Origin of the sequence: Pelomonas sp. Root1444, from assembly GCF_001426885.1 — a bacterium.
In the GTDB taxonomy this organism is placed as follows: Bacteria; Pseudomonadota; Gammaproteobacteria; order Burkholderiales; family Burkholderiaceae_C; genus Pelomonas.
Window position 1 is genome coordinate 1,270,314 of sequence record NZ_LMFP01000003.1, and the last position, 23,685, is coordinate 1,293,998.

Annotated in this window: 18 protein-coding genes; 10 read left to right on the forward strand and 8 right to left on the reverse strand. The window is 70.6% G+C overall.

What is annotated here, in order from left to right; translation table 11 throughout:
- Nucleotide 1 precedes the first annotated feature (1 nt).
- A complete protein-coding gene (locus ASD35_RS08555; RefSeq protein ID WP_056874422.1) occupies nt 2-313 on the reverse strand; it encodes a hypothetical protein in 312 nt (103 codons plus the stop codon).
- Between the two features lie 50 nt (nt 314-363).
- Here ASD35_RS08555 and ASD35_RS08560 point away from each other — a divergent pair, with 50 nt between their 5' ends.
- Nucleotides 364-1,569 carry a M20 aminoacylase family protein gene (locus ASD35_RS08560; RefSeq protein ID WP_056874423.1) on the forward strand — a complete coding sequence of 402 codons (1,206 nt, stop codon included), beginning with the start codon at nt 364-366 and terminating at the stop codon, nt 1,567-1,569.
- A 121-nt stretch (nt 1,570-1,690) separates the two neighbouring features.
- Nucleotides 1,691-2,233, forward strand: coding sequence for a DUF1415 domain-containing protein (locus ASD35_RS08565; RefSeq protein WP_056874424.1), 543 nt, complete (start codon nt 1,691-1,693; stop codon nt 2,231-2,233).
- A 113-nt stretch (nt 2,234-2,346) separates the two neighbouring features.
- Here the strand turns inward: ASD35_RS08565 and ASD35_RS08570 are convergent, their stop codons facing one another.
- Nucleotides 2,347-2,589 (reverse strand): hypothetical protein, encoded by a 243-nt coding sequence (locus ASD35_RS08570; RefSeq protein ID WP_056874425.1) that lies wholly within the window; start codon nt 2,587-2,589, stop codon nt 2,347-2,349.
- Between the two features lie 160 nt (nt 2,590-2,749).
- Here ASD35_RS08570 and ASD35_RS08575 point away from each other — a divergent pair, with 160 nt between their 5' ends.
- On the forward strand, nt 2,750-3,439 hold the full coding sequence (locus ASD35_RS08575; RefSeq protein ID WP_056874426.1) for a response regulator transcription factor: 690 nt from the start codon (nt 2,750-2,752) through the stop codon (nt 3,437-3,439).
- A gap of 17 nt (nt 3,440-3,456) precedes the next feature.
- Here ASD35_RS08575 and ASD35_RS08580 read toward each other — a convergent pair whose 3' ends face one another.
- Nucleotides 3,457-5,838: a PAS domain S-box protein gene (locus ASD35_RS08580; protein WP_056874427.1), complete on the reverse strand. Its 2,382-nt coding sequence runs from the start codon at nt 5,836-5,838 to the stop codon at nt 3,457-3,459.
- Between ASD35_RS08580 and ASD35_RS27545 the strand changes: the two genes are divergently transcribed.
- Nucleotides 5,837-6,046, forward strand: a complete 210-nt coding sequence (locus ASD35_RS27545) for a hypothetical protein (RefSeq protein WP_056874428.1) — start codon at nt 5,837-5,839, stop codon at nt 6,044-6,046. The two genes, ASD35_RS08580 and ASD35_RS27545, sit on opposite strands and share 2 nt — an antisense overlap.
- 21 nt (nt 6,047-6,067) lie before the next feature.
- On the opposite strand, the gene ASD35_RS08590 is transcribed toward ASD35_RS27545, so the two are convergent.
- Both ASD35_RS08590 and uvrA read right to left on the reverse strand, forming a co-directional pair.
- A complete protein-coding gene (locus ASD35_RS08590) occupies nt 6,068-6,463 on the reverse strand; it encodes a hypothetical protein (RefSeq protein ID WP_056874429.1) in 396 nt (131 codons plus the stop codon).
- 113 nt (nt 6,464-6,576) lie between these two features.
- A complete protein-coding gene (gene uvrA / locus ASD35_RS08595) occupies nt 6,577-12,207 on the reverse strand; it encodes an excinuclease ABC subunit UvrA (RefSeq protein WP_056874430.1) in 5,631 nt (1,876 codons plus the stop codon).
- Nucleotides 12,208-12,425: 218 nt separating this feature from the next.
- Between uvrA and ASD35_RS08600 the strand changes: the two genes are divergently transcribed.
- The gene (locus tag ASD35_RS08600; protein WP_056874431.1) at nt 12,426-12,935 is read left to right on the forward strand and encodes a response regulator; all 510 of its coding nucleotides are present in this window, start codon (nt 12,426-12,428) and stop codon (nt 12,933-12,935) included.
- A 13-nt stretch (nt 12,936-12,948) separates the two neighbouring features.
- Here ASD35_RS08600 and ASD35_RS08605 read toward each other — a convergent pair whose 3' ends face one another.
- Nucleotides 12,949-16,065, reverse strand: a complete 3,117-nt coding sequence (locus ASD35_RS08605; RefSeq protein WP_056874432.1) for a diguanylate cyclase domain-containing protein — start codon at nt 16,063-16,065, stop codon at nt 12,949-12,951.
- A 204-nt stretch (nt 16,066-16,269) separates the two neighbouring features.
- Here ASD35_RS08605 and ASD35_RS08610 point away from each other — a divergent pair, with 204 nt between their 5' ends.
- A complete protein-coding gene (locus ASD35_RS08610; RefSeq protein ID WP_056874433.1) occupies nt 16,270-17,238 on the forward strand; it encodes a tripartite tricarboxylate transporter substrate binding protein in 969 nt (322 codons plus the stop codon).
- A 64-nt stretch (nt 17,239-17,302) separates the two neighbouring features.
- Nucleotides 17,303-18,802, forward strand: a complete 1,500-nt coding sequence (locus ASD35_RS08615) for a malonyl-CoA synthase (RefSeq protein WP_056874434.1) — start codon at nt 17,303-17,305, stop codon at nt 18,800-18,802.
- Between the two features lie 12 nt (nt 18,803-18,814).
- Here ASD35_RS08615 and ASD35_RS08620 read toward each other — a convergent pair whose 3' ends face one another.
- Together ASD35_RS08620 and ASD35_RS08625 are read right to left on the reverse strand one after the other, a co-directional pair.
- Nucleotides 18,815-19,309, reverse strand: a complete 495-nt coding sequence (locus tag ASD35_RS08620) for a hypothetical protein (protein ID WP_056874435.1) — start codon at nt 19,307-19,309, stop codon at nt 18,815-18,817.
- Nucleotides 19,310-19,343: 34 nt separating this feature from the next.
- The gene (locus ASD35_RS08625; RefSeq protein WP_056874436.1) at nt 19,344-19,919 is read right to left on the reverse strand and encodes a hypothetical protein; all 576 of its coding nucleotides are present in this window, start codon (nt 19,917-19,919) and stop codon (nt 19,344-19,346) included.
- 154 nt (nt 19,920-20,073) lie between these two features.
- On the opposite strand from ASD35_RS08625, the gene ASD35_RS28380 reads away from it, so the two are divergent.
- From ASD35_RS28380 to ASD35_RS08640, 3 genes are read left to right on the forward strand one after another with little or no spacing between them, the layout of a single operon-like run.
- A complete protein-coding gene (locus ASD35_RS28380; protein WP_082580001.1) occupies nt 20,074-21,792 on the forward strand; it encodes a methyl-accepting chemotaxis protein in 1,719 nt (572 codons plus the stop codon).
- Nucleotides 21,793-21,832: 40 nt separating this feature from the next.
- Nucleotides 21,833-22,756 carry a dihydrodipicolinate synthase family protein gene (locus tag ASD35_RS08635; protein WP_056874437.1) on the forward strand — a complete coding sequence of 308 codons (924 nt, stop codon included), beginning with the start codon at nt 21,833-21,835 and terminating at the stop codon, nt 22,754-22,756.
- A complete protein-coding gene (locus ASD35_RS08640; protein WP_056874438.1) occupies nt 22,753-23,685 on the forward strand; it encodes a 4-hydroxyproline epimerase in 933 nt (310 codons plus the stop codon). Before ASD35_RS08635 ends, ASD35_RS08640 begins: the two co-directional genes overlap by 4 nt.

The window sequence follows — 23,685 nt, forward strand, 5'->3', positions numbered from 1 at the left end:
TTCAGGCGGAAGCGGGAGGCGCCCGCGCGGGCGGGAGGCCCAGGCTGACGGCGCGCGGGACGCTGCCCTGGGCAACCCACGGCGCGGCATGCGTGACCGTGGCGACCACCAGCGCAGGCGACTGGGTTGCGGGCGCGCCAGCGCCAAGATCCGCGGCGGTCAGGCACAGGTCGCAGTGAACCAGGTGGGCGATGCCCTCGCCCTGCCGGTCGTCGATGTGCGACAGCGCATGCACGCCCGCCATCGCTTGCGCGATGGGGAGCAGCAGGGCCAGCCAAAGTAGCCAGCCGCGAGCGTTGCGACGGAGGTTCACGGGCGCAATCCTAAACTCCGGGACTTCACTGAGCCTGAAGTCACCCTGTCATGAAGCTCATCGACACCATCCTGGCCGACGCGGCCGAGATCACGGCCATCCGCCGTGACCTGCACAAGCATCCCGAACTCTGCTTCCACGAGGAGCGCACCGCGGACGTCATCGCCAAGGCCCTGACCGACTGGGGCATCCCCGTGCACCGCGGCCTCGGCAAGACCGGCGTCGTCGGCATCGTCAAGAACGGCACGTCGGACCGCGCCGTGGGCCTGCGCGCCGACATCGACGCGCTGCCGATGACCGAGCGCAACGAGTTCCCGCATGCCAGCAGCATCCGCGGGCGCATGCATGCCTGCGGGCATGACGGTCACACGGCCATGCTGCTCGCCGCGGCCAAGCACCTGGCAACCAACCGCAACTTCGACGGCACGGTATACCTCGTCTTCCAGCCTGCCGAGGAAGGTGGCGGCGGCGCGCGTGAGATGATCAAGGACGGCCTGTTCGAGAAGTTCCCGATGGAGGCCATGTTCGGCGCCCACAACTGGCCCGGCATGAAGGCCGGCCAGTTCGCGCTGAAGCCCGGCCCGGTGTTCGCCAGCAGCAACGAGTTCAAGATCACGCTCAAGGGCAAGGGCTCCCACGCCGCCATGCCGCACCTGGGGCTGGACCCGGTGCCCGCTGCCTGCCAGCTGGTCACGGCCTTTCAGACCATCATCAGCCGCAACAAGCGGCCGATCGATCCCGGCGTCATCTCCGTGACGATGATCCACGCCGGCGAGGCCACCAACGTCGTGCCCGACTCGGTCGTCATGGAAGGCACGGTACGCACCTTCACGCTGGAGCTGCTGGATCTGCTGGAGCGCCGCATGAAGGGCATGACCGAGCAGCTGGCCGGCGCCTTCGAGTTGAGCGCCGAGTTCGAGTTCCGCCGCAACTACCCGCCGACCATCAACCACATCGCCGAGACCGAGTTCGCGCGCCGCGTGCTGACCGACATGGTGGGCGCCGACAACGTGCAGGAGTTCGAGCCAACCATGGGCGCAGAGGACTTCAGCTACTACCTGCTGGACAAGCCGGGCTGCTACTTCCTCATCGGCAACGGCGACGGCGAGCACCGCCTGGGCGGCCACGGCATGGGGCCATGCATGCTGCACAACCCCAGCTACGACTTCAACGACGAGCTGATCCCGCTGGGCGGCTCGATGTGGGTTCGGCTGGCCGAAGAATGGTTGGCCCCTCGCCCGGTCTCGTCCCGCTGAACGCGGACGCGCCCAGCCGGTCCCCCGGGGGGACGGCGATGCCTGCGGCTTCGGGCCGCAAGCATCGCCAGCGCGGGCCGGCTTGGGAGCGGCCCGGCGCTCGGCCCGAAAGGCAAATTCAATGCATCAAGAACAAATCATCCAGGACACCCGCGACTGGGTCGTCAAGGCCATCATCGGCCTGAACCTCTGCCCGTTCGCGAAGGCGGTGCATGTCAACGAACGAATCCGCTACGTGGTCAGCGACGCGACCGAACCCGAGGCGCTGCTGAAGGACCTGGCGCACGAGCTGCTGGCGCTGAACCGCGCCGACCCCGAGGTGGTGGACACGACGCTGCTCATCCACCCCAACGTCCTCACCGACTTCCTCGACTTCAACGACTTCCTCGACGCCGCCGACGCGCTGGTGGAGGAGTTGAAGCTCGACGGCATCCTGCAGATCGCCGACTTCCACCCCGACTACCAGTTCGAGGGCAGCGCGGCCGACGACATCACCAACTACAGCAACCGCGCGCCCTACCCCACGCTGCACCTGCTGCGCGAGGAGAGCATCTCGCGGGCTGTCGAGGCGATGCCGGACACGGCAGCCATCTACGAAAACAATCTTGACACGCTGGCCCGTCTCGGCCATGCGGGCTGGCAGGCGCTCGGCCTCAAGCGCTGAGCGTCACTCCTTGACCCAGGACAGGCCACCGCCCTTCTTGGGTGAATTCGCGCGCGTGCGCAGCACGGCGTCGAAGCCGCTCTTGCCGCCGTTCCAGATCGCCGTCAGCAGGCTCACGACGTCCTCGCGCGTGAGGCGTCCAGGTCGGCACGGAACTGCTTGATGGCCGCGGCCAGCATGTCGCGCGGCAGCTCCTGGTGCGTGGCCAGCACCACCAGCATGGCGGCATGCAGGTCCGGCCAGGCGCCGCACAGCAGCTGGATGCGCTTGAGCGCCTCGGCAGGCGCGGTGCGGCGGCCGGGGAGCACCCAGGCCAGCGTGTCGGCAGCGTCGTCGTCCGGCGAGGTCGCGTCCATGGCTCGTCTCCTTCGGGGCTGCAGATTTCGCGGCGCCGGGCCAGTGTCAATCATTTATGGCCCGGGCGCCCGAGGAAATCGGCACGCCGCGAGGCGGGACATGCCGCCTGACGCCTCAGTCATGCGGCAAACTCCGCGGTTGCTTTCGTGCCCCGCCGCCATGCAGCCCAAGACCCTCGCCCTGATCGACGATGACGCCGAGTATTCGGAATTCCTGACGCAGTTCCTGCAGGAGCAGGGCATCGCGGTCAGCCGCTTCGACGACAGCAACGCGCTGCTGGCCGCGCCGGAGGCCTTCGGCTTCGATTTCTACCTGGTCGACCTGATGCTGCCGGGCGTGAACGGTGTGGAGCTGATCAAGATCCTGCGCCGCCGCACCGATGCCGGCATCGTGGTCGTGTCCGGCCGCCTGGGGCCGGAGGTGTTCCGCGAGGTCATCACCGCCGGCGCCGACATGTACCTCGTCAAGCCGGTGCAGTTCGAGCAGGTGTCGCTGGCCATCGCCGCCGTGCAGCGCCGCGTCGCCAAGCCCGCCACCGCCGATGCGGCCTGGAAGCTGGACCGCGCCGCGGGCGAGCTCGTCGTGCCGGACGGCACGCGCATCCAGCTCAGCGAGGCCGACCGGCAGCTGCTGGAATGCTTTGCCCAGGCCGGCGGCGAGCCGGTCACGCGCGAGGCGCTGCTGAACAAGCTCGGCCGTGAGGTGCCCGAAGGCGAATCCGATGACGGCCTCTCGGCCACCATCTACCGGCTGCGCCGCCGCATCGAGCGCGCCACGCCCACCCTCGTGCCGCTGCAGAGCAAGTCGCGCGTGGGCTACGTCTTCCGCGCGCCGCTGCAGGTGATCTAGCAGCCTGCGCGGCAGCTTCAGTCCTGCGGCAGCGTGAGCCGCATGACGGTGCCCAGCGCGCCGGTGCGCAGCAGCTCGGCGCTGCCGCCGTGCAGGTCCATGACACGCTTGACGATGTAGAGCCCGAGGCCGTGGGCCGACTCATGCCCGCCGCCGCGCGCGCCGCGGGTGAACAGGCGCGGCAGCAGCTCGCGCGGGATGCCCGGGCCCGCGTCAGCGACCTCGAACTGCAGCGCCGCGGGCTCGTCGAAGTCCATCACGTGCAGCGTCACCGGGCTGAGGCCGGGCGCGTACTTCAGCGCGTTGGACAGCAGGTTGCGCAGCGCCAGCCGCAGCAGGCTCATGTCCATCAGCGCGGTGCGCGTGGCGGTGTGACGGTGCACGGCGACGCGGTCGCGCTGCTCGCGCGGCAGGTCGGCAATGGTCACGGCGATCAGCGTGTCGATGTCGGTGTCCAGCCGCGCGATGCTGCCGCCGCCGGCCAGCAAGCTGGCGGCAGCCAGCGTGTTGTCCACGCCGGCCAGCACCTGGCCCAGCACGGCCTGCGCGCGCGTCAGCCGCTCCTGCGCCTGGCGCTCGCCGCGGCCGGCCAGGCTGGCGGTGGCGCTCTGCAGCGCGGCGCTGGCGTTGTTCAGCGGCTGGCGCACCTCGTGGGCCAGCACGTCCAGCATCTCCGAGCGCTCCCGCAGCAGCTGGTCCAGCTCCTGCACGTGGCGCTCGGTCTGGCGGCGCATCCTCTGCTCCCGCTCCAGCTCGGCGCGGCGCTTGAGGTCCTCGGTGATGTCGTCCACCAGCGCCTGGGCGCGCACCGGCCGCCCCAGCGCATCGAATTCGGCCACCGCCGAGACCAGCACGTCGCGCAGCCGCCCGTCGGCGCAAATCAGCTGCACCGGGCAGTCGTCGACATGGCCGTCGCGCCACATCGCCGGCCGGTAGACCTCGCGCACCTGCTGGCTGGATTCGAGCGTCAGAAAGTCGTCCAGCATGCGGCCGATGACCTGTTCGCGCCGGTAGCCCAGGCGCTCCAGCCAGCGGTCCGACACGCTGAGCACGCGCCCGGCCGCGTCGACCGAGTGCATCAGCGCCGGCGTCGACTCGTACAGCGCACGCAGGCGCTGGCGGCTGTGCTCCAGCTCGGCGGCGGCGCGGTGGTGCTCCGTCACGTCCTGGAAGGCGCCCACCAGCCGCACCGGCACGCCGTCCTGCCAGTCCACCTGGCCCTGCGACAGCACCCAGATCTCGCGCCCCGTGGCTGTGACGAGCGGCAGCTCCAGGCTCCAGGGTTCGCCATGGCTGATGCCGCGCCGCACCGCCGCCTCGATGGCAGCACGCGCCTCGGGCTTGTAGTAGCCGACCGCCTCCTCCACCGTCGGCCGGTGGCCCGGCTCGAGATCGTGGATGCGACAGGTCTGGTCGCTCCAGACCAGCTCGCGGGTCTGCAGGTCCAGGCTCCAGCCGCCCACGCCGGCGACGCGCCCGGTGCGGTCCAGCAAGGCCTTGCTCTCGCGCAGCTCGCGCTCCACGCTGAGCCGGTCGGTCACGTCCTCGGCGATGCCCACGTAGCCCGCCAGCCCGCCGTCGGGCGCCAGCAGGGGCCGCGCCCGCATCCAGACCTGGCGCAGCGCGCCGCCGCCTGGGCGGCGCACGCGGTAGCGCATCTCGAAGGGCTGGCAGCCCGCCACGCAGCGCCGCCAGTGGGCCAGCACCGAGGCCGCGTCCTCGGGCGCCAGCGTGGCCACCCAGCCCTCGCCCAGCGCCGCCTTGGGCGTCAGGCCGCAGATCTGCTGCCAGGCCAGGTTGGTGTAGATGCATTGGCCGGCCGCGTCGGCGCGGAAGACGCCCAGTGGCGCCGTCTCGGCCAGCACGCGAAACGGCTGCTCGGCGGCCACCGGGTCGACCCAGGCCAGCGCACGCTCGCGCATCATCAGCGCCTCGGCGGCCATGCCGGCCAGGCGCGTCAGCGCCTCGCGCTGGGCCTCGCTGAGCTCGCGCGGCTGGAAATCGACGACGCACAGCGTGCCCGGATGGCTGCCGTCGTCCAGGCGGATGGGCACACCGGCATAGAAGCGCAGCGGCGGGTCGGCGCGCACGTCGGGGTGGTCGACGAAGCGGTCGTCCAGGCGGGCATCACGCACCTCGAACAAGCCGTCGCACAGCAGCGTGTGGGCACAGAAGGTCTGGCCGCGCGGCGTCTCGCTGCGGCCGAAGCCGACGGCGGCCTTGAACCACTGGCGCTTCTCGTCCAGCAGGCCCAGCAGGGCCACCGGCGTGCCGCAGATCTGCGCGGCCAGCGCGGCCAGATGGTCGAACAGCGGCTCGGGTTCGGTGTCCATGACGGCCAGCTGGGCCAGGCGGGCCAGGCGGCGGTCTTCGTCGGGCGGCAGGTCGGCTATCACCATGGTGGCAAGCTTAGGGCAAGGCTCGCCGCCGTTCGTCGATGACCACCGTCCCTGCAGCTGGGACACGCCCGAGGCCATGGGCCGCGAGCTGGCCGATTCACGCGTCTGGAGCGGCGTTCACTTCCGCAACTCGGTGGACGTGGGCTACCGCATCGGCCAGAAGGTCGCCGAGGCAGTGCTGGCGATGCAGCTCAGGCCCTTGCAATGAGCGCTTTCGCGCCGTGCCCGGTCAACGCAGCGCCGTGACGCCGCTCGGCAACGTGGAGTTCCGGGATTTGCGCCACAGCGCCACTGCCACATGCACCGCCAGGCCAACACCCAGCAGCAGCAACGCGCCAACGCTCCACACCACCCAAGCGAGCACGGTGACACCGCCGGACAGCCACGGCAGCGTGCCAGCCAGGGCCTGCAGTTGAGGCGTCAGGTTTTCGAGCAGGGCCGCCAGCCATTCGGCCACCGGCACCGGCAGCCACGCGGTCAACGCCGCAGGCAGGCTCCAGTCGCCGACGCCGAGCGTGCCCGCGTGAGCCAGCATGGCCGCCAGCAGCGCCTGGCCCGACCACACCAGGCCGGACCACAACGCCAGCAGCAGCAACACCAGCACCCATCCCAGAACGATCACCACGGCAGGCTCCAGTCGATTGAAGGTCGGCAGTGTGTGCGACCTCGGCATGGCGAGGAACCAGGCTGTGGCTCAGCGAGGCTTCCAGAAAGCCAAGGGTGTTCGACGCCCACGCATCAGGCAGCCCTTGCCAAGACCGGCCGCAGCGCGACGCCCGTGTGGCTGCCGCTGGCCACCACGTCCTCGGGCGTCCCCGTGACGACGACGCGGCCCCCGGCGTCGCCGCCCTCCGGCCCCAGATCCAGCACCCAGTCCGCCTCGGCGATCACGTCCAGGTCATGCTCGATGACGACGACCGAATGCCCGCCCGCCACCAGCCGGTGCAGCACGCGGATCAGCTTCTCCACGTCGGCCATGTGCAGGCCCACCGTCGGTTCGTCCAGCACGTACAGCGTGTGCGGCGCCTTCTGCCCGCGCCGCGTGACGTCGTCGCGCACCTTGACCAGCTCCGACACCAGCTTGATGCGCTGTGCCTCGCCGCCGGACAAGGTCGGCGACGGCTGGCCCAGCGTCAGGTAGCCCAGGCCCACGTCCTTCAGCAGTTGCAGCGGATGCGCGATGGACGGCATGGAGGCGAAGAACTCCACCGCCTCGTCGACCTCCATCGCCAGCACGTCGCCGATGCTCTTGCCGCGCCATGAAACGCCCAGCGTCTCGGGGTTGAAGCGCTGGCCGTGGCACTGGTCGCAGGGCACCTTCACGTCGGGCAGGAAGCTCATCTCTATGGTCTTCATGCCCTGGCCTTCGCAGCCGGGGCAGCGGCCCGCGCCGGTGTTGAAGCTGAAGCGCGCCGGCGCATAGCCGCGCGCCTTGGATTCCAGCGTCTCGGCGAACAGCTTGCGAATGGCGTCCCAGAAGCCGATGTAGGTCGCCGGGCAGGAGCGCGGCGTCTTGCCGATGGGGGTCTGGTCGACCTCCAGCACGCGGTCGACCTGCTCGTGGCCCTGGATGCCGTCGCAGCCCGTCCATTGGGCGGGTGCCTTTCTCAAAGGCACCGCCACGGCCATGCCGGCCAGCAGCACGTCGCGCGCCAACGTGGACTTGCCGGAGCCGGACACGCCCGTCACGGCGACCAGGCGGTGCAACGGCACGTCCACCGTCACGCCCTTGAGGTTGTGCAGCGCGGCGTTCAAAACGGTCAGCTTGGGCGCGTCCGCCTCGATGGGCCGGCGATCCTGCAGCGGGTGGATCAGCGGATGGGCCAGCATGCGGCCGGTCGTCGATTCGGGCTGCAGCGCGAGCTGCGCCGCCGTGCCCTCGGCCACCACGCGGCCGCCGCGCTTGCCCGCGCCCGGGCCGATGTCGATGATGTGGTCGGCGCGGCGGATGGTGTCCTCGTCGTGCTCGACGACCACCAGCGTGTTGCCCTTGTCGCCCAGCGTGGCCAGCGCCTTCAGCAGGATCTGGTTGTCGCGCGGGTGCAGGCCGATGGTGGGCTCGTCCAGCACGTAGCAGACGCCCTGCAGGTTGCTGCCCAGCTGCGCGGCCAGTCGGATGCGCTGGGCCTCGCCGCCGGACAGCGTGGGCGCGGCGCGGTCCAGCGTCAGGTAGCCCAGGCCCACCTCTTCGAGGAACTCCAGCCGGCCGAGGATCTCGCTGACGACATCGCGCGCGATGTCCGCGTCGCGGCCTTCGAGGTGCAGGCCGCGCACCCAGTCGCGCGCCTCGCCCACGCTCCAGGCGGCGACGTCGCCGATGCCCTTGTGCTCGAACTCCACCGAGCGCGCGGTGGCATTGAGTCGCGTGCCGTGGCAATCCGGGCAGGCCGCGTCGGTCAGGCCTTCGACCTCGGCCTCTTCAGACGGGAAGCTCTGCTCGCGGCCGCGGTTGTCGTCGCTCTGCACGCTGTCGTCCAGCGCCTTGCGCTGTTCGCGCGTCAACGCCAGCCCGGTGCCGACACAGCTGGTGCACCAGCCGTGCTTGGAGTTGTACGAGAAAAGCCGCGGGTCCAGCTCCGGGTAGCTGGTGCCGCAGACCGGACAGGCGCGCTTGGTGGAGAACACCTTGACCTGGCCGATACCGCGCCCGGTCTCGCCATCGGCCAACACGTCGCTCAGGCCGTCGAGCGGCGCCAGCAGGTGCAGCACGCCCTTGCCGATGTCCAGCGCCTTGGCCAGCAGCTCGCGCAGCTCCGCCTCGCTCTCGGGCGTCACCACCAGGTCGCCTACCGGCAGCTCCAGCGTGTGCTCCTTGAAGCGGTCGAGGCGCGGCCACGGCGACGTGGGCAGGAACTCGCCGTCCACGCGCAGGTGCGTGTGGCCTCGACCCTTGGCCCATTTGGCAAGGTCGGTGTAGACGCCCTTGCGCGCCACCACCAGCGGCGCCAGCAAGCCGACATGCTGGCCGCGGTAGTCGCGCATCAGCTGCGCGGCGATGCTCTCGACGCTCTGCGGCCGCACCGGCGCGCCGTCGTTGACGCAATGCTGGACCCCCAGCTTCACGTACAGCAGCCGCAGGAAATGCCAGACCTCGGTCGTCGTCGCGACCGTGCTCTTGCGGCCGCCGCGGCTCAGGCGCTGCTCGATGGCCACCGTCGGCGGGATGCCCCACACCGCATCCACCTCCGGCCGCCCGGCCGGCTGCACGATGCTGCGCGCGTAGGCGTTCAGCGATTCGAGGTAGCGGCGCTGGCCCTCGTTGAACAGGATGTCGAAGGCCAGCGTGGACTTGCCCGAGCCGCTGACGCCGGTGACGACGTTGAACTTGCCGCGCGGGATGTCGACGCTCAAGCCCTTGAGGTTGTGCTCGCGGGCGTTGACGATCTTGATGGCCTCGTCGGCCTGACGGCGGCCGCGCACGATGGACTGCAGCGGCCGGCCTTCCTCCACGACGGTGGCGGGGCGGTCCATGTGCAGCGCGTAGTCGCGCAGCGCCGCGGCGGTGTGCGAGCTGGCGTGCTTGGTGATCTCTTCCGGCGTGCCCACGCAGACGACCTCGCCGCCGCCCTCGCCGCCCTCGGGGCCGAGGTCGATGAGCCAGTCGGCCGCGCGGATCACGTCGAGGTTGTGCTCGATGACGATCAGCGAATGCCCGGCGCTCAGCAGCTTGCGCAGCGCGCGCATCAGCTTGGCGATGTCGTCGAAATGCAGGCCGGTGGTCGGCTCGTCGAACAGGAACAGCGTGCCCTTCTTGGCCACGCCGTAGCGCGGCGACGCCGCCGCCTCGGCCAGGAAGCCGGCGAGCTTCAGGCGCTGCGCCTCGCCGCCCGACAGCGTGGGCACCGGCTGGCCCAGGCGCACGTACTCCAGGCCCACGTCGACGATGGGCTGCAGCTTGGCGACGACGGCGCGGTGGTCGCTGAACAGGTGCACCGCCTCGGCGACGGTCAGCTCCAGCACGTCGGCCACGCTGAGGTCCCTGTCCTTCAGCGCCAGCTTCACGTCCAGCATCTCGGCGCGGAAGCGCTTGCCGTCGCAGTCCGGGCAGCGCAGGTAGACGTCGCTGAGGAACTGCATCTCGACATGCTCGAAGCCCGAGCCGCCGCAGGTGGGGCAGCGGCCGTCGCCCGCGTTGAAGCTGAACATGCCGGCCGTGTAGCTGCGCTCGCGCGCGATCGGCGCGTCGGCGAACAGCTTGCGGATCTCGTCGAACGCGCCGACGTAACTGGCCGGATTGGAGCGCGCCGTCTTGCCGATGGGCGACTGGTCGACGAACACGGCGTCGGCGAGGAAGTCTGCGCCCAGCAGCTGCTCGTGCTGCCCGGGGGTCTCGGTGGCCTTGCCGAACTGGCGGGCCAGCGCGGGGTAGAGCACGTCCTGCATCAGCGTGCTCTTGCCCGAGCCGCTGACGCCGGTCACGACGACCAGGCGCTGCAGTGGGAACTCCACCGTCACGTCGCGCAGGTTGTGCTCGCGCACGCCCTGCAGGATGAGCTTGGGCGTGTTCTCCTCGACCAGCCGCTTCAGCCCCATGCCGACATGCTTGCGCGCGCCCAGATAGGCGCCGGTCAGCGTGTCGGCTGAGCGGATGCTTTCCGGCGTGCCGTCGAAGACGATCTGCCCGCCACGCTCGCCGGGGCCGGGGCCCATGTCGATGAGGCGGTCGGCCGCCAGCATCACGGCCGGGTCGTGCTCCACGACGACCAGCGTGTTGCCCGCGTCGCGCAGCCGCTGCATGGCCTGCACGATGCGGCCCATGTCGCGCGGGTGCAGGCCGATGCTGGGCTCGTCCAGCACGAACAGCGTGTTGACCAGCGACGTGCCCAACGCCGTCGTCAGGTTGATGCGCTGCACCTCGCCGCCGGACAGCGTGCGGCTCTGGCGGTCCAGCGTCAGGTAGCCCAGGCCCACGTCGCACAGGTAGCGGCTGCGGTGGCGGATCTCGTCCAGCAGCAGCTTCAGCGCCTCGTCCAGCATGGTGCTGGGCAGCTGCAGGCCGTCGACGAAGTCGCGCAGGCGCTGGATGGGCAGTTGCATCAGGTCGTGCAGGCTCAAGCCGGGCAGCGCCTCCAGCTGCTCGCGCGTCCAGTCCACGCCGACTGGCAGGAAGCGCTGCGACGCCGGCAGCGCCGCGTCCGCCAGGGCCTTGGAGCCGACACGCCACAGCAGCGCCTCCAGCTTCAAGCGCGCGCCGTGGCAGGCCGGGCATTCGGTGTAGCTGCGGTACTTGGACAAGAGCACGCGGATGTGCATCTTGTAGGCCTTGCTCTCCAGGTAGTCGAAGAAGCGCTTGACCCCGTACCACTGCTTGTTCCAGTTGCCGTTCCAGTTCGGCGTGCCGTTGATGACCCACTCGCGGTGCGACGGCGACAAGTCCTTCCACGGCGTGTCGCGCGGGATGCCGGCCTCGCCGGCGTACTTCAGCAGGTCGTCCTGGCAGTCCTTCCAGGCCGGCGTCTGCATGGGCTTGATGGCGCCGTTGCGCAGCGTCTTGCGCTCGTCGGGAATGACCAAGCCCAGGTCCACGCCGATGACGCGGCCGAAGCCGCGGCAGGCCTCGCAGGCGCCGAAGGCCGAGTTGAACGAGAACAGCGCCGGCTGCGGGTCGGCGTAGCGGATGTCGCTGTCCGGGCAGTGCAGGCCAGTGGAGAACCGCCACAGGACATCCCCGGCATCGCCGACATAGACGTTGAGCCGGCCCGAGCCGCGCTTGAGCGACAGCTCGATGGCCTCCATCGCCCGCTGCCTGTCCGCCCCCTGGATGCGGAAGCGGTCGGCCACCACGTCCAACACTTTCTTACCTTCAACCTCGCGCTCGGCCTGTACGCGCGTGAAACCACTGGCCGACAGCCACTGCGCCACCTGCTCCGCCGAGGTGTTGGCCGGCAGTTCGACCGGGAAGGTCAGCACCATGCGCGGGTCATCTGAAGCGTCGGCCCGGGTCGTCAGCTCCGCATAGATGCTCTGGGCGGTGTCGTGTCTGACGGGCAATGCGGTCCTGCGGTCGAACAGCTCCGCCGCACGCGCATAAAGCAGCTTCAGGTGGTCGTTCAGCTCCGTCATGGTGCCCACCGTGGAGCGGCTGGTGCGGACCGGGTTGGTCTGGTCGATGGCGATGGCGGGGGGCACGCCGTCCACCTTGTCGACGGCCGGGCGGTCCATGCGGTCCAGGAACTGGCGCGCATAGGCTGAAAAGGTTTCCACGTAACGCCGCTGGCCTTCGGCGTACAGGGTGTCGAACACCAGGCTGGACTTGCCCGAGCCGCTGGGGCCGGTGACGACGGTCAGCTCCGCGGTGCGCAGATCGAGATCGAGGTTCTTGAGGTTGTGCTGCCGAGCGCCTCGGATGCGGATCAGACCGTCAGACATGGGGAGGGGTCAAAACGACAAAGGCGAGCAGTGTAGGTAGGGGGTCGGGCCGAAAGTGTCAGCAAAGGCCGCGACAGGCGGTCACGCCGAGCGGCCTGAGCGGCCAGGATTCACCACATTCGTGGGACTAGCGGTTGCGTATCCGCGCCGCCTGCGGCAACAATGGCTCGCCCCTCCTTGCGGTGGGGCCATAACAACAAGGTCAACGAGGACATGGGATGGACAACGCAAGGCTGCATGTTGAAGTGCCAACGCATCCGATCTGGCTGAGCGCCGCCGCTGGCGACGCGGGTGCGAATGCGCCCCAGCCTGAAGGCGGCCAACCCTCCACCGCGCGGCGCTTGCCGCAGGTGCTGCTCGTCGAAGACAACCACATCAACCAGGTCGTCGCGCTGGAATTCCTGGCGCTGATGGGCGTGCAGGCCCGCCTGGCCAAGAACGGCATCGAGGCCCTGGCCGCGTGCGCCGAGGCCGCCCCGGACCTGGTGCTGATGGACATCCAGATGCCCGGCATGGACGGCCTGGAATGCGCCCGCCGCCTGCGCGCCCAGCAGCGCGAGGGCAAGCTGGCCAACTTCCCCATCCTCGCGCTGACGGCCCATGCGCTGGACGCCGACGTGGCGGCCAGCATGGACGCCGGCATGGACGAGCACCTGACCAAACCGCTGGACTTCGTCGCGCTGCGCACCCGGCTGCAGCGCTGGCTCAAGCTCCCCGAACCGAACTGACCGGCCGCCAATCCTAGGCGGGCGGGCCGTCGAAGAGCCGCCAGCGCGCCCGCCCCGCATGCTTGGCCTCGTACAGCGCCAGGTCGGCCGCCTTGTACAGCGCGTCGACATCCTGCGCGTCGCGCGGATAGCAGGCGCCACCGATGCTGGCACTGGGCAGCAGGGCCAACGGCCTCGCCTGCCGCAATGCATCGGCGAGCGCGTCGACGATGCGGCGGCAGACGGCCTCGGCGGCGGCGGGGTCCGACGTGTCCGGCAGCAGCACCGCAAACTCGTCGCCGCCCAGGCGCGCGGTGCGGTCGGCCTCGCGCACTGCCACGTTCAGGCTCGCGCTGACCGACCTGAGCACCGCGTCGCCCGCATCGTGGCCCCAGGTGTCGTTGATCTGCTTGAAATGATCCAGGTCGATCAGCAGCAGGTACAAACCCAGGCCGTTGCGCTGAGCCTGGGCCATCAGATGACGCAGGTCGTCATTGAAGAGACGTCGGTTGGCCAAGCCGGTCAGCCCGTCGTAGTAGGCCAGTTGCTCCAGCTGCTGCTGGCTTTCCTGTAGCTCGCGCGTGCGCTGCTCCAGCGCCATGGTGCGCTCGGCCACCAGCTGTTCAAGCCCGCGTTGGCGGCGCCGCAGGATGAGCAGGCGCGCCTGCACCAGCGCGGCGAGCAGTGCGCAGACCGCCAGACCCAGACCGATGCGGAACCACAGCGTCTCGTGCCAGCGCGCACGCACGTGCAGCGGCAGCCGCAGCACCTCCGACCACGCACCCTGGGCGCCGGTGCCGCGCAGCTCCAGCACGTGGTCGCCGGGCGGCAGGTTGGTGTAGGTGGCGATGCGCCGGCTCGGCTCGGTCGCCACCCAGTTGGCATCGACGCCCAGCAGCCGGTATTCGTAGCGGTTGCGCTCCGGCGCGCCATAGTCCAGCACCGAGAACTCGACCAGCAGGCTGCGCCGCTGCGGCTCCAGCGTCAGCACGGCCGGGTTGGCGCCCTGCGGGCGGGGCGGCACCACGGTGCGCACGTCACCCAGCCGCACCTCGGTCACCACCAGCGGCGCCGGCTCGGTGCGCCGCACGGCCTGGCGCGGGTTCACGATGGTCAGGCCGCCCAGGCCGCCAAACAGCAGCATGCCGTCCGCGGCGGCGGCGCCGGCGCTCGTCCAGTAGCCGAGGATGCCCACGCCTTCGGCCGCGCCCAGGCTGCGGGCGCGCAGGCTGTCCTGCGAGATGTGCGCGAGGCCGGCGTCGGTGCTGGCCCACACGTCACCGTCCGGTGCCAACACCAGCACATCGACGCCGTTGTGCGGCAGGCCTTCGGCCACGGTGACGCGGCCGATCTGCGGTTCGGCGCCCGGCGCCGCGGTGGTCTCCATCACCCGCACGCCGGCGCCGAAGCCCGCCACCCACAGGCGGCCGCGCCGGTCCAGCAGCATGGAGGAGATGTAGCCCGTCGGCAGCCCGATGCGGCCGGGCGCGTCCTGCGCGGGCCGGCTGAGCGCCATCGTGGCGGTGTCCAGCCGCAGCACGCCGGTGCGCGTGCCGACCCACAGCACGCCGTCCTTCCCCGGCAGCAACGCGCTGATGCGCTGTTCGTCCAGGCGGGCGCCATCCTCACGCGCCAGCACTCGCAGGTGCGGGCCATCGCCCGGCACCACGGCCCACAGCCCGTCGAGCCCGCCCAGCCACAGCCGGCCGTCCTGCATCGCCAAGGCCCAGACCGACGCGGTGGGCGAACGCCCCGGGACCTCCAGCCTGCGCACCGCGCGGCCGTCGGCATCGGCGCGATACAGCCCGCGCTGCGTGCCGAGATAGACCGCCCCATCCGGCGCCTGCACCATGCTCAGCACACGCCCCGGTGGCAACGCCGTGAGGGGTTTGGCGGCATCGGGCCGCAGCGCCGCCACGCGGCCCTGCTCGGCCCGCACGATGTCGACGCCGCCATCGCCCACGCTGAGCCACACGCGGCCATCCGGCATGGCGAGCACGAACGGCACGTTGACGTGGTTGATGCCCGCCGCCGCGCCTTGGCCGCCAAACCACGTGCTGACGGTGGACTGGCGCGCGTCGTAGTGGCTGAGCCCCGTGTCGGTGGCCACCCAGACCAGGCCACTGCGGTCGCGGTACATCGCGGAGATGTCGTCATCGGGCAGGCTCGCCGTGCTGCCCTGGCGGTGTTGCTCGCGGCGCAGCTGCCAGCTGCGCGAATCGACGCGCAGGACGCCGCCGCCGTCGGTGCCCAGCCACATGTCGCCCGGGGCGGCCTCGACCATGTTGAGGATGGCCGCGTTGGCCACGCCGGTGGCGCCCCTGTCGGCGGCCGCAGCCTTCACCAGCTGGTTCAATGGCACCGCCGCGGTCGCACCGGCCTCGACCACGAAGGCGCCGTGCGAGCGTGTGCCGACCCACACGCGCTGCTCGCTGTCGAGCCGCAGCACGGCCACGAAAGGCGCGCCCTCGTCGGCGGGCAGCGTCACGTTCAGGAAGCGCGCGCTGCCGGCCGCGCGGTGGAACAAGCCTTTGTCGGTGCCCACCCACAAGCCGCCGGCGGCGTCGTGCAGCAGCGACTGCACGGCGCTGTCGGGCAGTCCCTGGTTGCGCGCCAGCCCGGCATGGCGCTGCACGGTGCCGCTGCGCGTGTCGAGCAGGTCCAGGCCGGCGCCGGTGCCCACCCACAGCCGGTCCGGGCCCTCGTCGAGCACGGCGTGCACGCTCTTGCGGCTCAGCGCGGCACCCGCGGCCAGAACCGGGTCGAACCGGTCGGTCTGCGGGTCATAACTCACCAGTCCGCCGGCACTGGTGCCGACCCAAAGCCGCCCCTTTCCATCGACATGCAGCGCCAGCACGTAGCTGTCTGGCAAGGCGCCGGACACGGCGATGTCGCCGACGTAGGTGCGCAGCTTGTAGCCGTCCCAGCGGGACAGCCCGTACTGGGTGGCGATCCAGATGAAGCCCTCGCGGTCCTGCGCCAGGCTGACGATGGACATGGGCGTCATCAGCACGCGGTGGAACACCGCGTCAGACCGGGCCGCCCAGGGCATGGGCATCGGTGCGTCCAACGCCAGCGCGCTGCCGCCCGCCAGACCGAGCAGCGCGGCGAGGCAAGCCAACTTGTCGATCAGCCAGTTGAAGTGACGCATCCGCGGCGACGAGACGCCGGTTGCCGTGCCGTCCGCACAGCAGCCGGAGCCTGCCTTGAACCTTTGACGGGCAGGATAAGGCAGGACACGTGCGCCGCGCGTGAAAGGTTGCCGGCGCGGCAGCCGAGGGGCGCCTCTTGGGCCCACGGGAGGCCTTGCCCGGGCGCCCATAATCGCCCGCCTCAACCTTGAGGAGACACGCCGATGAAGCGACGCACGCTGCTGTCCACCCTGCCCGCCTTCCCGGTGCTGTCCAGCCCCTGGCTGGCCCAGGCGCAAGGCGCCAAGCCGCAGACCTGGATCGTGCCCTTCCCCGCCGGCGGCGGCACCGACGCCTTCGCCCGCCCGCTGACCGCGATGCTGACCCGGCAGATGGGCCGCCAGGTCATCATTGACAACAAGGGTGGCGCGGGCGGCACGGTGGGTGCCGGGCTGGCAGCCAAGCTGGCGCCGGACGGCACCAACTTCTTCATGGGCGCCGTGCATCACGCCATCGCTCCGGCCATGTATCCCAAGCTCGACTACCGGCTGGAGGAGGACTTCATCCCCGTCGGCCTGCTGGCCAGCGTGCCGCAGGTCATCGTCGTGCATCCGGGCAAAGTGCCCGTCAGCGACCTCAAGGGCCTGCTGGCCACCGTGCGTGCCAAGCCCGGCAACCTGAACTACGGCTCGGCCGGCAACGGCACCTCGCACCACCTGGCGGGCGAGCTGTTCAAGCTGCAGACCAAGACCTTCATCACCCACATCCCCTATCGCGGCGCCGGTCCGGCGCTGCAGGACCTGATCGCCGGCCAGGTGGACATGATGTTCGACGGCCTGGGCTCGTCGGCTACGCACATCAAGGGCGGGCGCATCAAGGCGCTGGCGGTCGCGTCGACCAAGCGCGCGGTCGGCTTCCCCGACGTGCCCACCGCCGCCGAGGCCGGCGTGCCGGGCTACGAGGTCTCGACCTGGTACGGCCTGTGGGCGCCCAAGGGCACCCCCAGGGAGGCCATCGCCGCCATGCAGGCCGAACTGCGCAAGGCCTTCGCCACGGACGAGATCCGCAACACCTGGCACGGCCTGGGCGCGGAGACGCCCAATCTCTACGGCGAGGCCTTCGGCCAGTTCGTCAGCGCGGAGGTCAAGCGCTGGGCGAACGTCGTGAAAACCTCCGGCGCCAAAATGGAGTAACACCCCCTACCGGCTTCGCCAGCCGGCAGTCGCTTGGTAAGGCACCAGCCTGTCAACCAACAGCATGAACCTCTATACCGCCCTGCGCGCCGGCTTCCCGGCGAACCTCGATTCGACCGCCATCGATGCCGAAGGCGCCCACTACTCGTGGCGCGACCTGGAGCGCGGCAGCGCGATGCTGGCCAACTGGCTGCACAAGCTGGACCTGCCCGCCGGCAGCCGCGTGGCCGTGCACACCGACAAGAGCGTCGAGGCGCTGATCCTGTATCTCGCGGTGCTGAGAGCGGGCCATGTCTACCTGCCGCTGAACCCCGCCTACCAGGCCAGCGAGCTGGCGCACTTCATCACCGACGCGGCGCCGGGCGTCGTCGTCTGTGCCGGCAAGAACTTCGGCTGGGTCAGCAAGCTGGCCTTCCAGCGCGGCGTGCGCTGGGTCTTCACGCTCAACGACGACCGCACCGGCACCCTGCTGGACCGCGCCGTGCAGATGAGCGACGCGCACCAGCCCGTGCCGCGCCTGCCCGGCGACCTCGCCGCCATCCTCTACACCAGCGGCACGACCGGGCGCAGCAAGGGCGCCATGCTCAGTCACGGCAACCTGCTGTCGAACGCGCAGACGCTGAAGGACTTCTGGGACTGGCGGCCCGACGACGTGCTGCTGCACGCGCTGCCCATCTTCCATGTGCACGGCCTCTTCGTCGCCTCGCACGGCGCGCTGCTGAACGGCAGCCGCATGCTCTGGTTCAACCGCTTCGACGCGTCGGCCGTGGCCAGCCGCTTTCCCGACGCCACCGTCTTCATGGGCGTGCCCACGCTCTACGTGCGGCTGCTGCAGGAGAAGCAGCTGGACACGCGCGCCATGCGGCTGTTCATCAGCGGCTCGGCGCCGCTGTTGATCGAGACCTGGCGCGAATGGCAGGCCCGCACCGGCCACCTCATCCTGGAGCGCTACGGCATGAGCGAAACGCTGATGCTGACCTCCAATCCCTGCCGCCCCGAGGACGGCGAACGCATCGGCGGCACCGTCGGCCCGGCCCTGCCCGGCGTGGGCCTGCGCATCGCCCGCGACGACGGCCAGCCCTGCGCGCCGGACGAGATCGGCCACGTGCAGGTGCGTGGGCCCAACGTCTTCAGCGGCTACTGGCAGATGCCTGAGAAGACGGCCGAGGAGTTCACGGCCGACGGCTGGTTCAAGACCGGCGACGTCGGCCGCGTCGACGCCAACGGCTACCTGACGCTGATCGGCCGCAGCAAGGACCTCATCATCAGCGGCGGCTTCAACGTCTACCCGGCAGAGATCGAAGGCTTCCTGAACGAGCTGCCGGGCGTCGGCGAATCGGCCGTCATCGGCGTGCCGCACCCGGACTTCGGCGAAGCCGTCGTCGCCGTCATCACGCCAGCCGGGCAACCCGACCCCGAGGCACTGATCCGCGAACTGAAGAGCCGCATCGCCGGCTTCAAGGTGCCCAAGCGCGTCATCGTCGTGCCGGAGCTGCCGCGCAACGCGATGGGCAAGGTGCAGAAGAAGCTGCTGCGGGAGCAGCATGCGGGGCTGTTCGCGTAGCGGACAGGCCGGCTAGGCCGTCGCGGCGTTCTTGACCTCACCCAACGCCAGCTGCAACACCCGCGCATCGCTGCTCGCACGATGGCGCGTGAGCTGCTGGCGGGACCGCACCGCCTCGGTGACGCCCTTCCAGCGCTGCGCCTCGTCCTCGTTGAGCAGCTTGCGCAAGTCATCCAGCTTGAAGCTCATCCGCAGTTCGACCGCGTCGTAGAGCCGGGCGAGCCACGTGTAGTCGTGGCCCCAGCCGTCGCAGAAGACCACCTGGCCGCGCAGGCGCGTGTTGAGCTGCTCGGCCATCCAGCGCGCCGGCTTGCCATGCTGCTGCAGCAGCGCGCGGCTGATGCCGTGCAGCGCCTCGGCGCCGTCGTCCCAGTGCAGCCAGTCGGGCTCGGGGCGGATGAGGCCGCAGAACAGCGCCCCGTCGGTGGCCACGAAGCCGACCTCCACGGGGTAGCTGCCGCGGCCGAACCCCGAGGCCTCGATGTCGATGATGGTCGGCAGCTGCATGACGGCCCCAGTTTGTCAGGCTCGCGGCCGCCAGCTATGCAGGGTTGTCAATGACCTGCTCGCGCTCGAAGAGCTGCAGCGCGGCGCGGCCGACCTGGCGCGTGTCCCAGTAGGCATAGGCGCCCACGCCCGCCGCGCCCACCAGCGGCACCCAGCGCGACAGCGCCCGCCCGGCCACCTGCTTGCCCAGGTGCATGCCGACCGCGCCGGCCACGCGCTGCAGCACCGCCTGCGCGGCGGGGCGCACGATGACGCGTTCGCCGACGCGCACGCCCAGGTCACGCAGCGCCTGGGCGGCCGTGTGACGGAACAGGCACCACATCATCTGCGCCGGCCCCAGCTGGGCGCTGCGCCCGTAGAGCGCCGCAATGTCGGCGACCAGTTGGCGCTGGATCTGCCAGACGGCCATCATCTCCGGCGCGATGGTGGCCCAGCCCAGCGGCCCGGCTGGCAGCGCCAGCGCGCCGGCCGCCAGCGCTGCCTTGGTGGCCGCGCCCTCGATGGCGCGGGCCGCGGCGTCCGCCGGACGGGGCACGGGCTCGCAGGCCGGCTCCGGCGGCTGGGTCACCAAGGCCAGCACCTTGTCGCTCAGTCTTGCATCGCTGCCCATTCGTCACTCCTTGGCCTCACAGCACCGATTGGGGCACAAAGTTCCTTGCGCTGCATGCATCCAATGGCACAGACTCGCAGCCAGGGGTTCCCGGCGCGGTCCACAAGATGCCACGGCCCCTACAGGGAGTGTCGCCGTACCTGGAGACCCAACCATGAACCTCCTCACCGACCTGCGCATCGGCAAGCGTCTCGGCCTCGCATTCGCGATCTCCATAGCCTTCAGCGTGCTGCTGGCCGCCTACGCCCGCACGGCATTGATGCACATCAATGACGAGCTTGAGGTGATGGTCAGCGACCGGCTGGTCAAGATCGCCCAGCTCGAGGAAATCAAGGACAACGTCAACATCAACGCGCAAGCCGTGCGCAACGTGCTGCTGGTGGCCACGCCCGAAGCCAAGCGCAAGCAACTGGCCGACGTCGATGCCGCCGCCAAGCGCACTGCCGAACTGTTCGACAAGCTCAACGCCAGCCTGCCCCCGGGGCGCAGCCGCGAAATGATGGACGGCGTGGTGCAGGCGCGCGGGCTCTTCGTGGCCTCGGTGCGCAAGGTCCTCGACCTGGGCCTGAAGGGCGAGACCGACCCGGCGCGAGACCTGCTGCTCGGCGAGACGCAGGAGCTGCAGGCCAAGTACTTCACGGCGCTGGAGGCGCTGGTCGCCTATCAAAAGGACTTGATGCACCAGGCGGCCAAGGCGACCGATGACACGGTGGACTTCGCGGCGGTCGCCGTCCTCCTGGCCGCGGCCGCCGCGATTGCCATAGGCATGACGATGGCGTTGCTGATCACCCGCTCGGTCGTCAAGCCGATCCAGCAGGCCGTCGACGCCGCCGAGACGGTGGCAGCCGGCGACCTGCGCGTGCACCTGGCGACCACGCGCAAGGACGAGGCCGGCCAGCTGCTCGGTGCGCTGCAGCGCATGAACGACTCGCTGGTGCGCATCGTCGGCGCCGTGCGTGGCAACGCCGAGAGCGTCGCCACCGCCAGCGGCCAGATCGCACAGGGCAACGCGGACCTGAGCCAGCGCACCGAGCAGCAGGCCAGCAGCCTGCAGGAGACGGCGGCCTCGATGGAGGAACTGAGCGCCACCGTCAACCACAACACCGACACCGCCCGCCAAGCCGAGCAGATGGCCACCGGCGCGGCGCGCGTGGCCGAGACCGGCGGCCAGGTGATGGGCCAGGTCGTCGACACGATGGAGCAGATCACCACCAGCTCCCGCAAGATCGCCGACATCATCGGCACCATCGACGGCATCGCCTTCCAGACCAACATCCTGGCGCTCAATGCCGCGGTCGAGGCGGCGCGGGCCGGCGAGCAGGGCCGCGGGTTTGCCGTCGTGGCGGGCGAGGTGCGCCTGCTGGCCCAGCGCTCGGCCGAGGCGGCGCGCGAGATCAAGGCGCTGATCGGCGCCAGCGTCGAGCGCGTCGAGGCCGGCAACACGCTGGTCGGCGAGGCCGGCCGCACGATGGGCGAGGTCGTCAGCCAGGTGCGGCGCGTGTCCGACCTGATCAGCGAAATCAGTGCCGCCAGCGGCGAGCAGAGCAAGGGCATCGCCCAGGTCGGCGAAGCCGTCAACCAGCTCGACCAGGTCACGCAGCAGAATGCCGCGCTCGTCGAGGAGAGTGCAGCCGCGGCCGAGAGCCTGCGCGTGCAGGCGGGCCAGCTGGCCGAGACGGTCTCGACCTTCAAGCTCGACGGCGCCACGACAGCCAAGCCGGCAGCGCCCAAGACTGCAAGGCCCGCACCGGCCGTGAAGGTCAAGGCCAAGGCCTCGCCGCCCAAGGCACACCCGGTGCCGGCGACGCCCGTCGCGGCCCCTGCCGTGGCCGCCGTGGCAGCCGGCGCCGACGACGAGTGGACGGCCTTCTAGTTGAGCGAACATGAGGGCTCCGATCGCAGGAGCCCTACCGATGCAGACCGTTCCCTGGCGCGGCGTTTTCCCCGCCGTCACGACCAAGTTCAAAGCCGACGAAAGCCTCGACCTCGACGCGACGGCGCGGCACATCGATTTCCAGATCCGCAACGGCATCCACGGCGTGGTCTGCTGCGGCTCGCTGGGCGAGGCCAGCACGCTGGCGCTGGACGAGAAGCTGGCCGTCGCGCGCTGCGCGCTGGATGCCGCCAACGGCCGCGTGCCGGTGCTGGCGACGGTGTCCGAAAGCAGCACGCGCGAGGCGCTGCGCTTCATCGAGGGCGCCAACGCGCTGGGCGTGGCCGGCTACATGGTCATGCCCTCGGTCATCTACGTGGCCGACGCACGCGAGGCCATGGCCAATGTGCGCACCTATGCCGCCGCCGCGCAGCGGCCGCTGATGGTCTACAACAACCCGGTCGCCTACCGGGTGGACCTGCGGCCCGGGCATTTCGCCGAACTGGCCGAAGGCCCGCACAGCGAGCACATCGCGGCCATCAAGGAGAGCAGCGGCGACGTGACCCGCATCACCGACCTGCGCAACCTGCTGGGCGACCGCTACCGCCTCTTCATGGGCGTGGACGACCTCGCCTTCGAAGGGCTGGCGCTGGGCTGTGACGGCCTGCTGGCCGGCGTGGGCTGCGCCTTCCCGCGCGAGACGGTGGCCATGTTCGACCTGATGCAGGCCGGCCGCTGGGACGAGGCCCGCGCCATCTACCGCTGGATGACGCCGCTGCTGCACCTGGATGTGTCGACCAAGCTGGTGCAGAACCTCAAGCTCATCGACGCGCTGGTGGGCGTGGGCAGCGAGCACATGCGCCGGCCGCGGCTGCCGCTGGTGGGCGCGGAGCGCGCGCATGTCGAGGCGCTGGTGGCCACGGCGCTGGCGACGCGGCCGGCGCATTGCCAGTCGCAGCCATGACGCGCGTCCAGATCGTCGACTCGCACACCGGCGGCGAGCCGACACGCGTGGTCGTCGGCGGCTTTCCCGGTCTCGGCCACGGCACCATGGCCGAGCGCCGCGAGCTGCTGGCACGTGAGCACGACCACTACCGCCGCGCAACGCTGCTGGAGCCGCGCGGCAGCGAGGTTCTCGTCGGTGCCCTGCTGTGTGCGCCGCAGGACCCCGCGCACACGGCCGGCGTCATCTTCTTCAACAACACGGGCTACCTCGGCATGTGCGGCCACGGCACCATCGGGCTGGTGGCGACGCTGGCGCACCTGGGCCGCATCCGCCCTGGCGAGCACGTCATCGAGACGCCCGTGGGCGAGGTGCGCGCGACGCTGCATGACGACGGCCGGGCGAGCGTGCGCAACGTGCCGGCCTGGCGCCTGGCTGCCGACGTGGCCGTGACCTTGCCGACCGGCCAGGTGGTCACCGGCGACATCGCCTGGGGCGGCAACTGGTTCTTCCTGTGCGCCGACCATGGCCAGGCGGTGCGGCCCGAACGGGTTGGCGCGCTCACCGACTACGCCGCCATGGTGGGCGAGGCGCTGCATGACCAGGGCGAACGCGGGGCGCACGGCGCCGTCATCGACCACATCGAGCTGTTCGCCGACGACGATGACGGCGCGGACTCGCGCAGCTTCGTGCTCTGTCCCGGGCGGCAATATGACCGCTCCCCTTGCGGCACCGGCACCAGCGCCAAGCTGGCCTGCCTGGCCGCGCGCGGCAAGCTCGCGCCGGGGCAGGTCTGGCGCCAGGCCAGCGTCATCGGCAGCGTCTTCGAAGGCTGGTACGAGGCAGCCGGCGAGCACATCGTGCCCACCATCCGCGGCCAGGCCTTCGTCACCGCGGAGGCGACCCTGCTCATCGACCCCGCCGACCCCTTCGGCTGGGGCCTGCCCTGA

Bases quoted from the DNA above. Each gene is read 5' to 3' on its own strand.
- ASD35_RS08575 (WP_056874426.1), top strand. From the start codon at position 2,750: ATGCAGCCCAAGACCCTCGCCCTGATCGACGATGACGCCGAGTATTCG.
- ASD35_RS08570 (WP_056874425.1), bottom strand. From the start codon at position 2,589: ATGGACGCGACCTCGCCGGACGACGACGCTGCCGACACGCTGGCCTGG.
- ASD35_RS08635 (WP_056874437.1), top strand. From the start codon at position 21,833: ATGCAGACCGTTCCCTGGCGCGGCGTTTTCCCCGCCGTCACGACCAAG.
- ASD35_RS08625 (WP_056874436.1), bottom strand. From the start codon at position 19,919: ATGGGCAGCGATGCAAGACTGAGCGACAAGGTGCTGGCCTTGGTGACC.
- ASD35_RS08560 (WP_056874423.1), top strand. From the start codon at position 364: ATGAAGCTCATCGACACCATCCTGGCCGACGCGGCCGAGATCACGGCC.
- ASD35_RS08600 (WP_056874431.1), top strand. From the start codon at position 12,426: ATGGACAACGCAAGGCTGCATGTTGAAGTGCCAACGCATCCGATCTGG.
- ASD35_RS08565 (WP_056874424.1), top strand. From the start codon at position 1,691: ATGCATCAAGAACAAATCATCCAGGACACCCGCGACTGGGTCGTCAAG.
- ASD35_RS08615 (WP_056874434.1), top strand. From the start codon at position 17,303: ATGAACCTCTATACCGCCCTGCGCGCCGGCTTCCCGGCGAACCTCGAT.
- ASD35_RS08640 (WP_056874438.1), top strand. From the start codon at position 22,753: ATGACGCGCGTCCAGATCGTCGACTCGCACACCGGCGGCGAGCCGACA.
- uvrA (WP_056874430.1), bottom strand. From the start codon at position 12,207: ATGTCTGACGGTCTGATCCGCATCCGAGGCGCTCGGCAGCACAACCTC.
- ASD35_RS08605 (WP_056874432.1), bottom strand. From the start codon at position 16,065: ATGCGTCACTTCAACTGGCTGATCGACAAGTTGGCTTGCCTCGCCGCG.
- ASD35_RS28380 (WP_082580001.1), top strand. From the start codon at position 20,074: ATGAACCTCCTCACCGACCTGCGCATCGGCAAGCGTCTCGGCCTCGCA.
- ASD35_RS08610 (WP_056874433.1), top strand. From the start codon at position 16,270: ATGAAGCGACGCACGCTGCTGTCCACCCTGCCCGCCTTCCCGGTGCTG.
- ASD35_RS27545 (WP_056874428.1), top strand. From the start codon at position 5,837: ATGGTGGCAAGCTTAGGGCAAGGCTCGCCGCCGTTCGTCGATGACCAC.
- ASD35_RS08580 (WP_056874427.1), bottom strand. From the start codon at position 5,838: ATGGTGATAGCCGACCTGCCGCCCGACGAAGACCGCCGCCTGGCCCGC.
- ASD35_RS08620 (WP_056874435.1), bottom strand. From the start codon at position 19,309: ATGCAGCTGCCGACCATCATCGACATCGAGGCCTCGGGGTTCGGCCGC.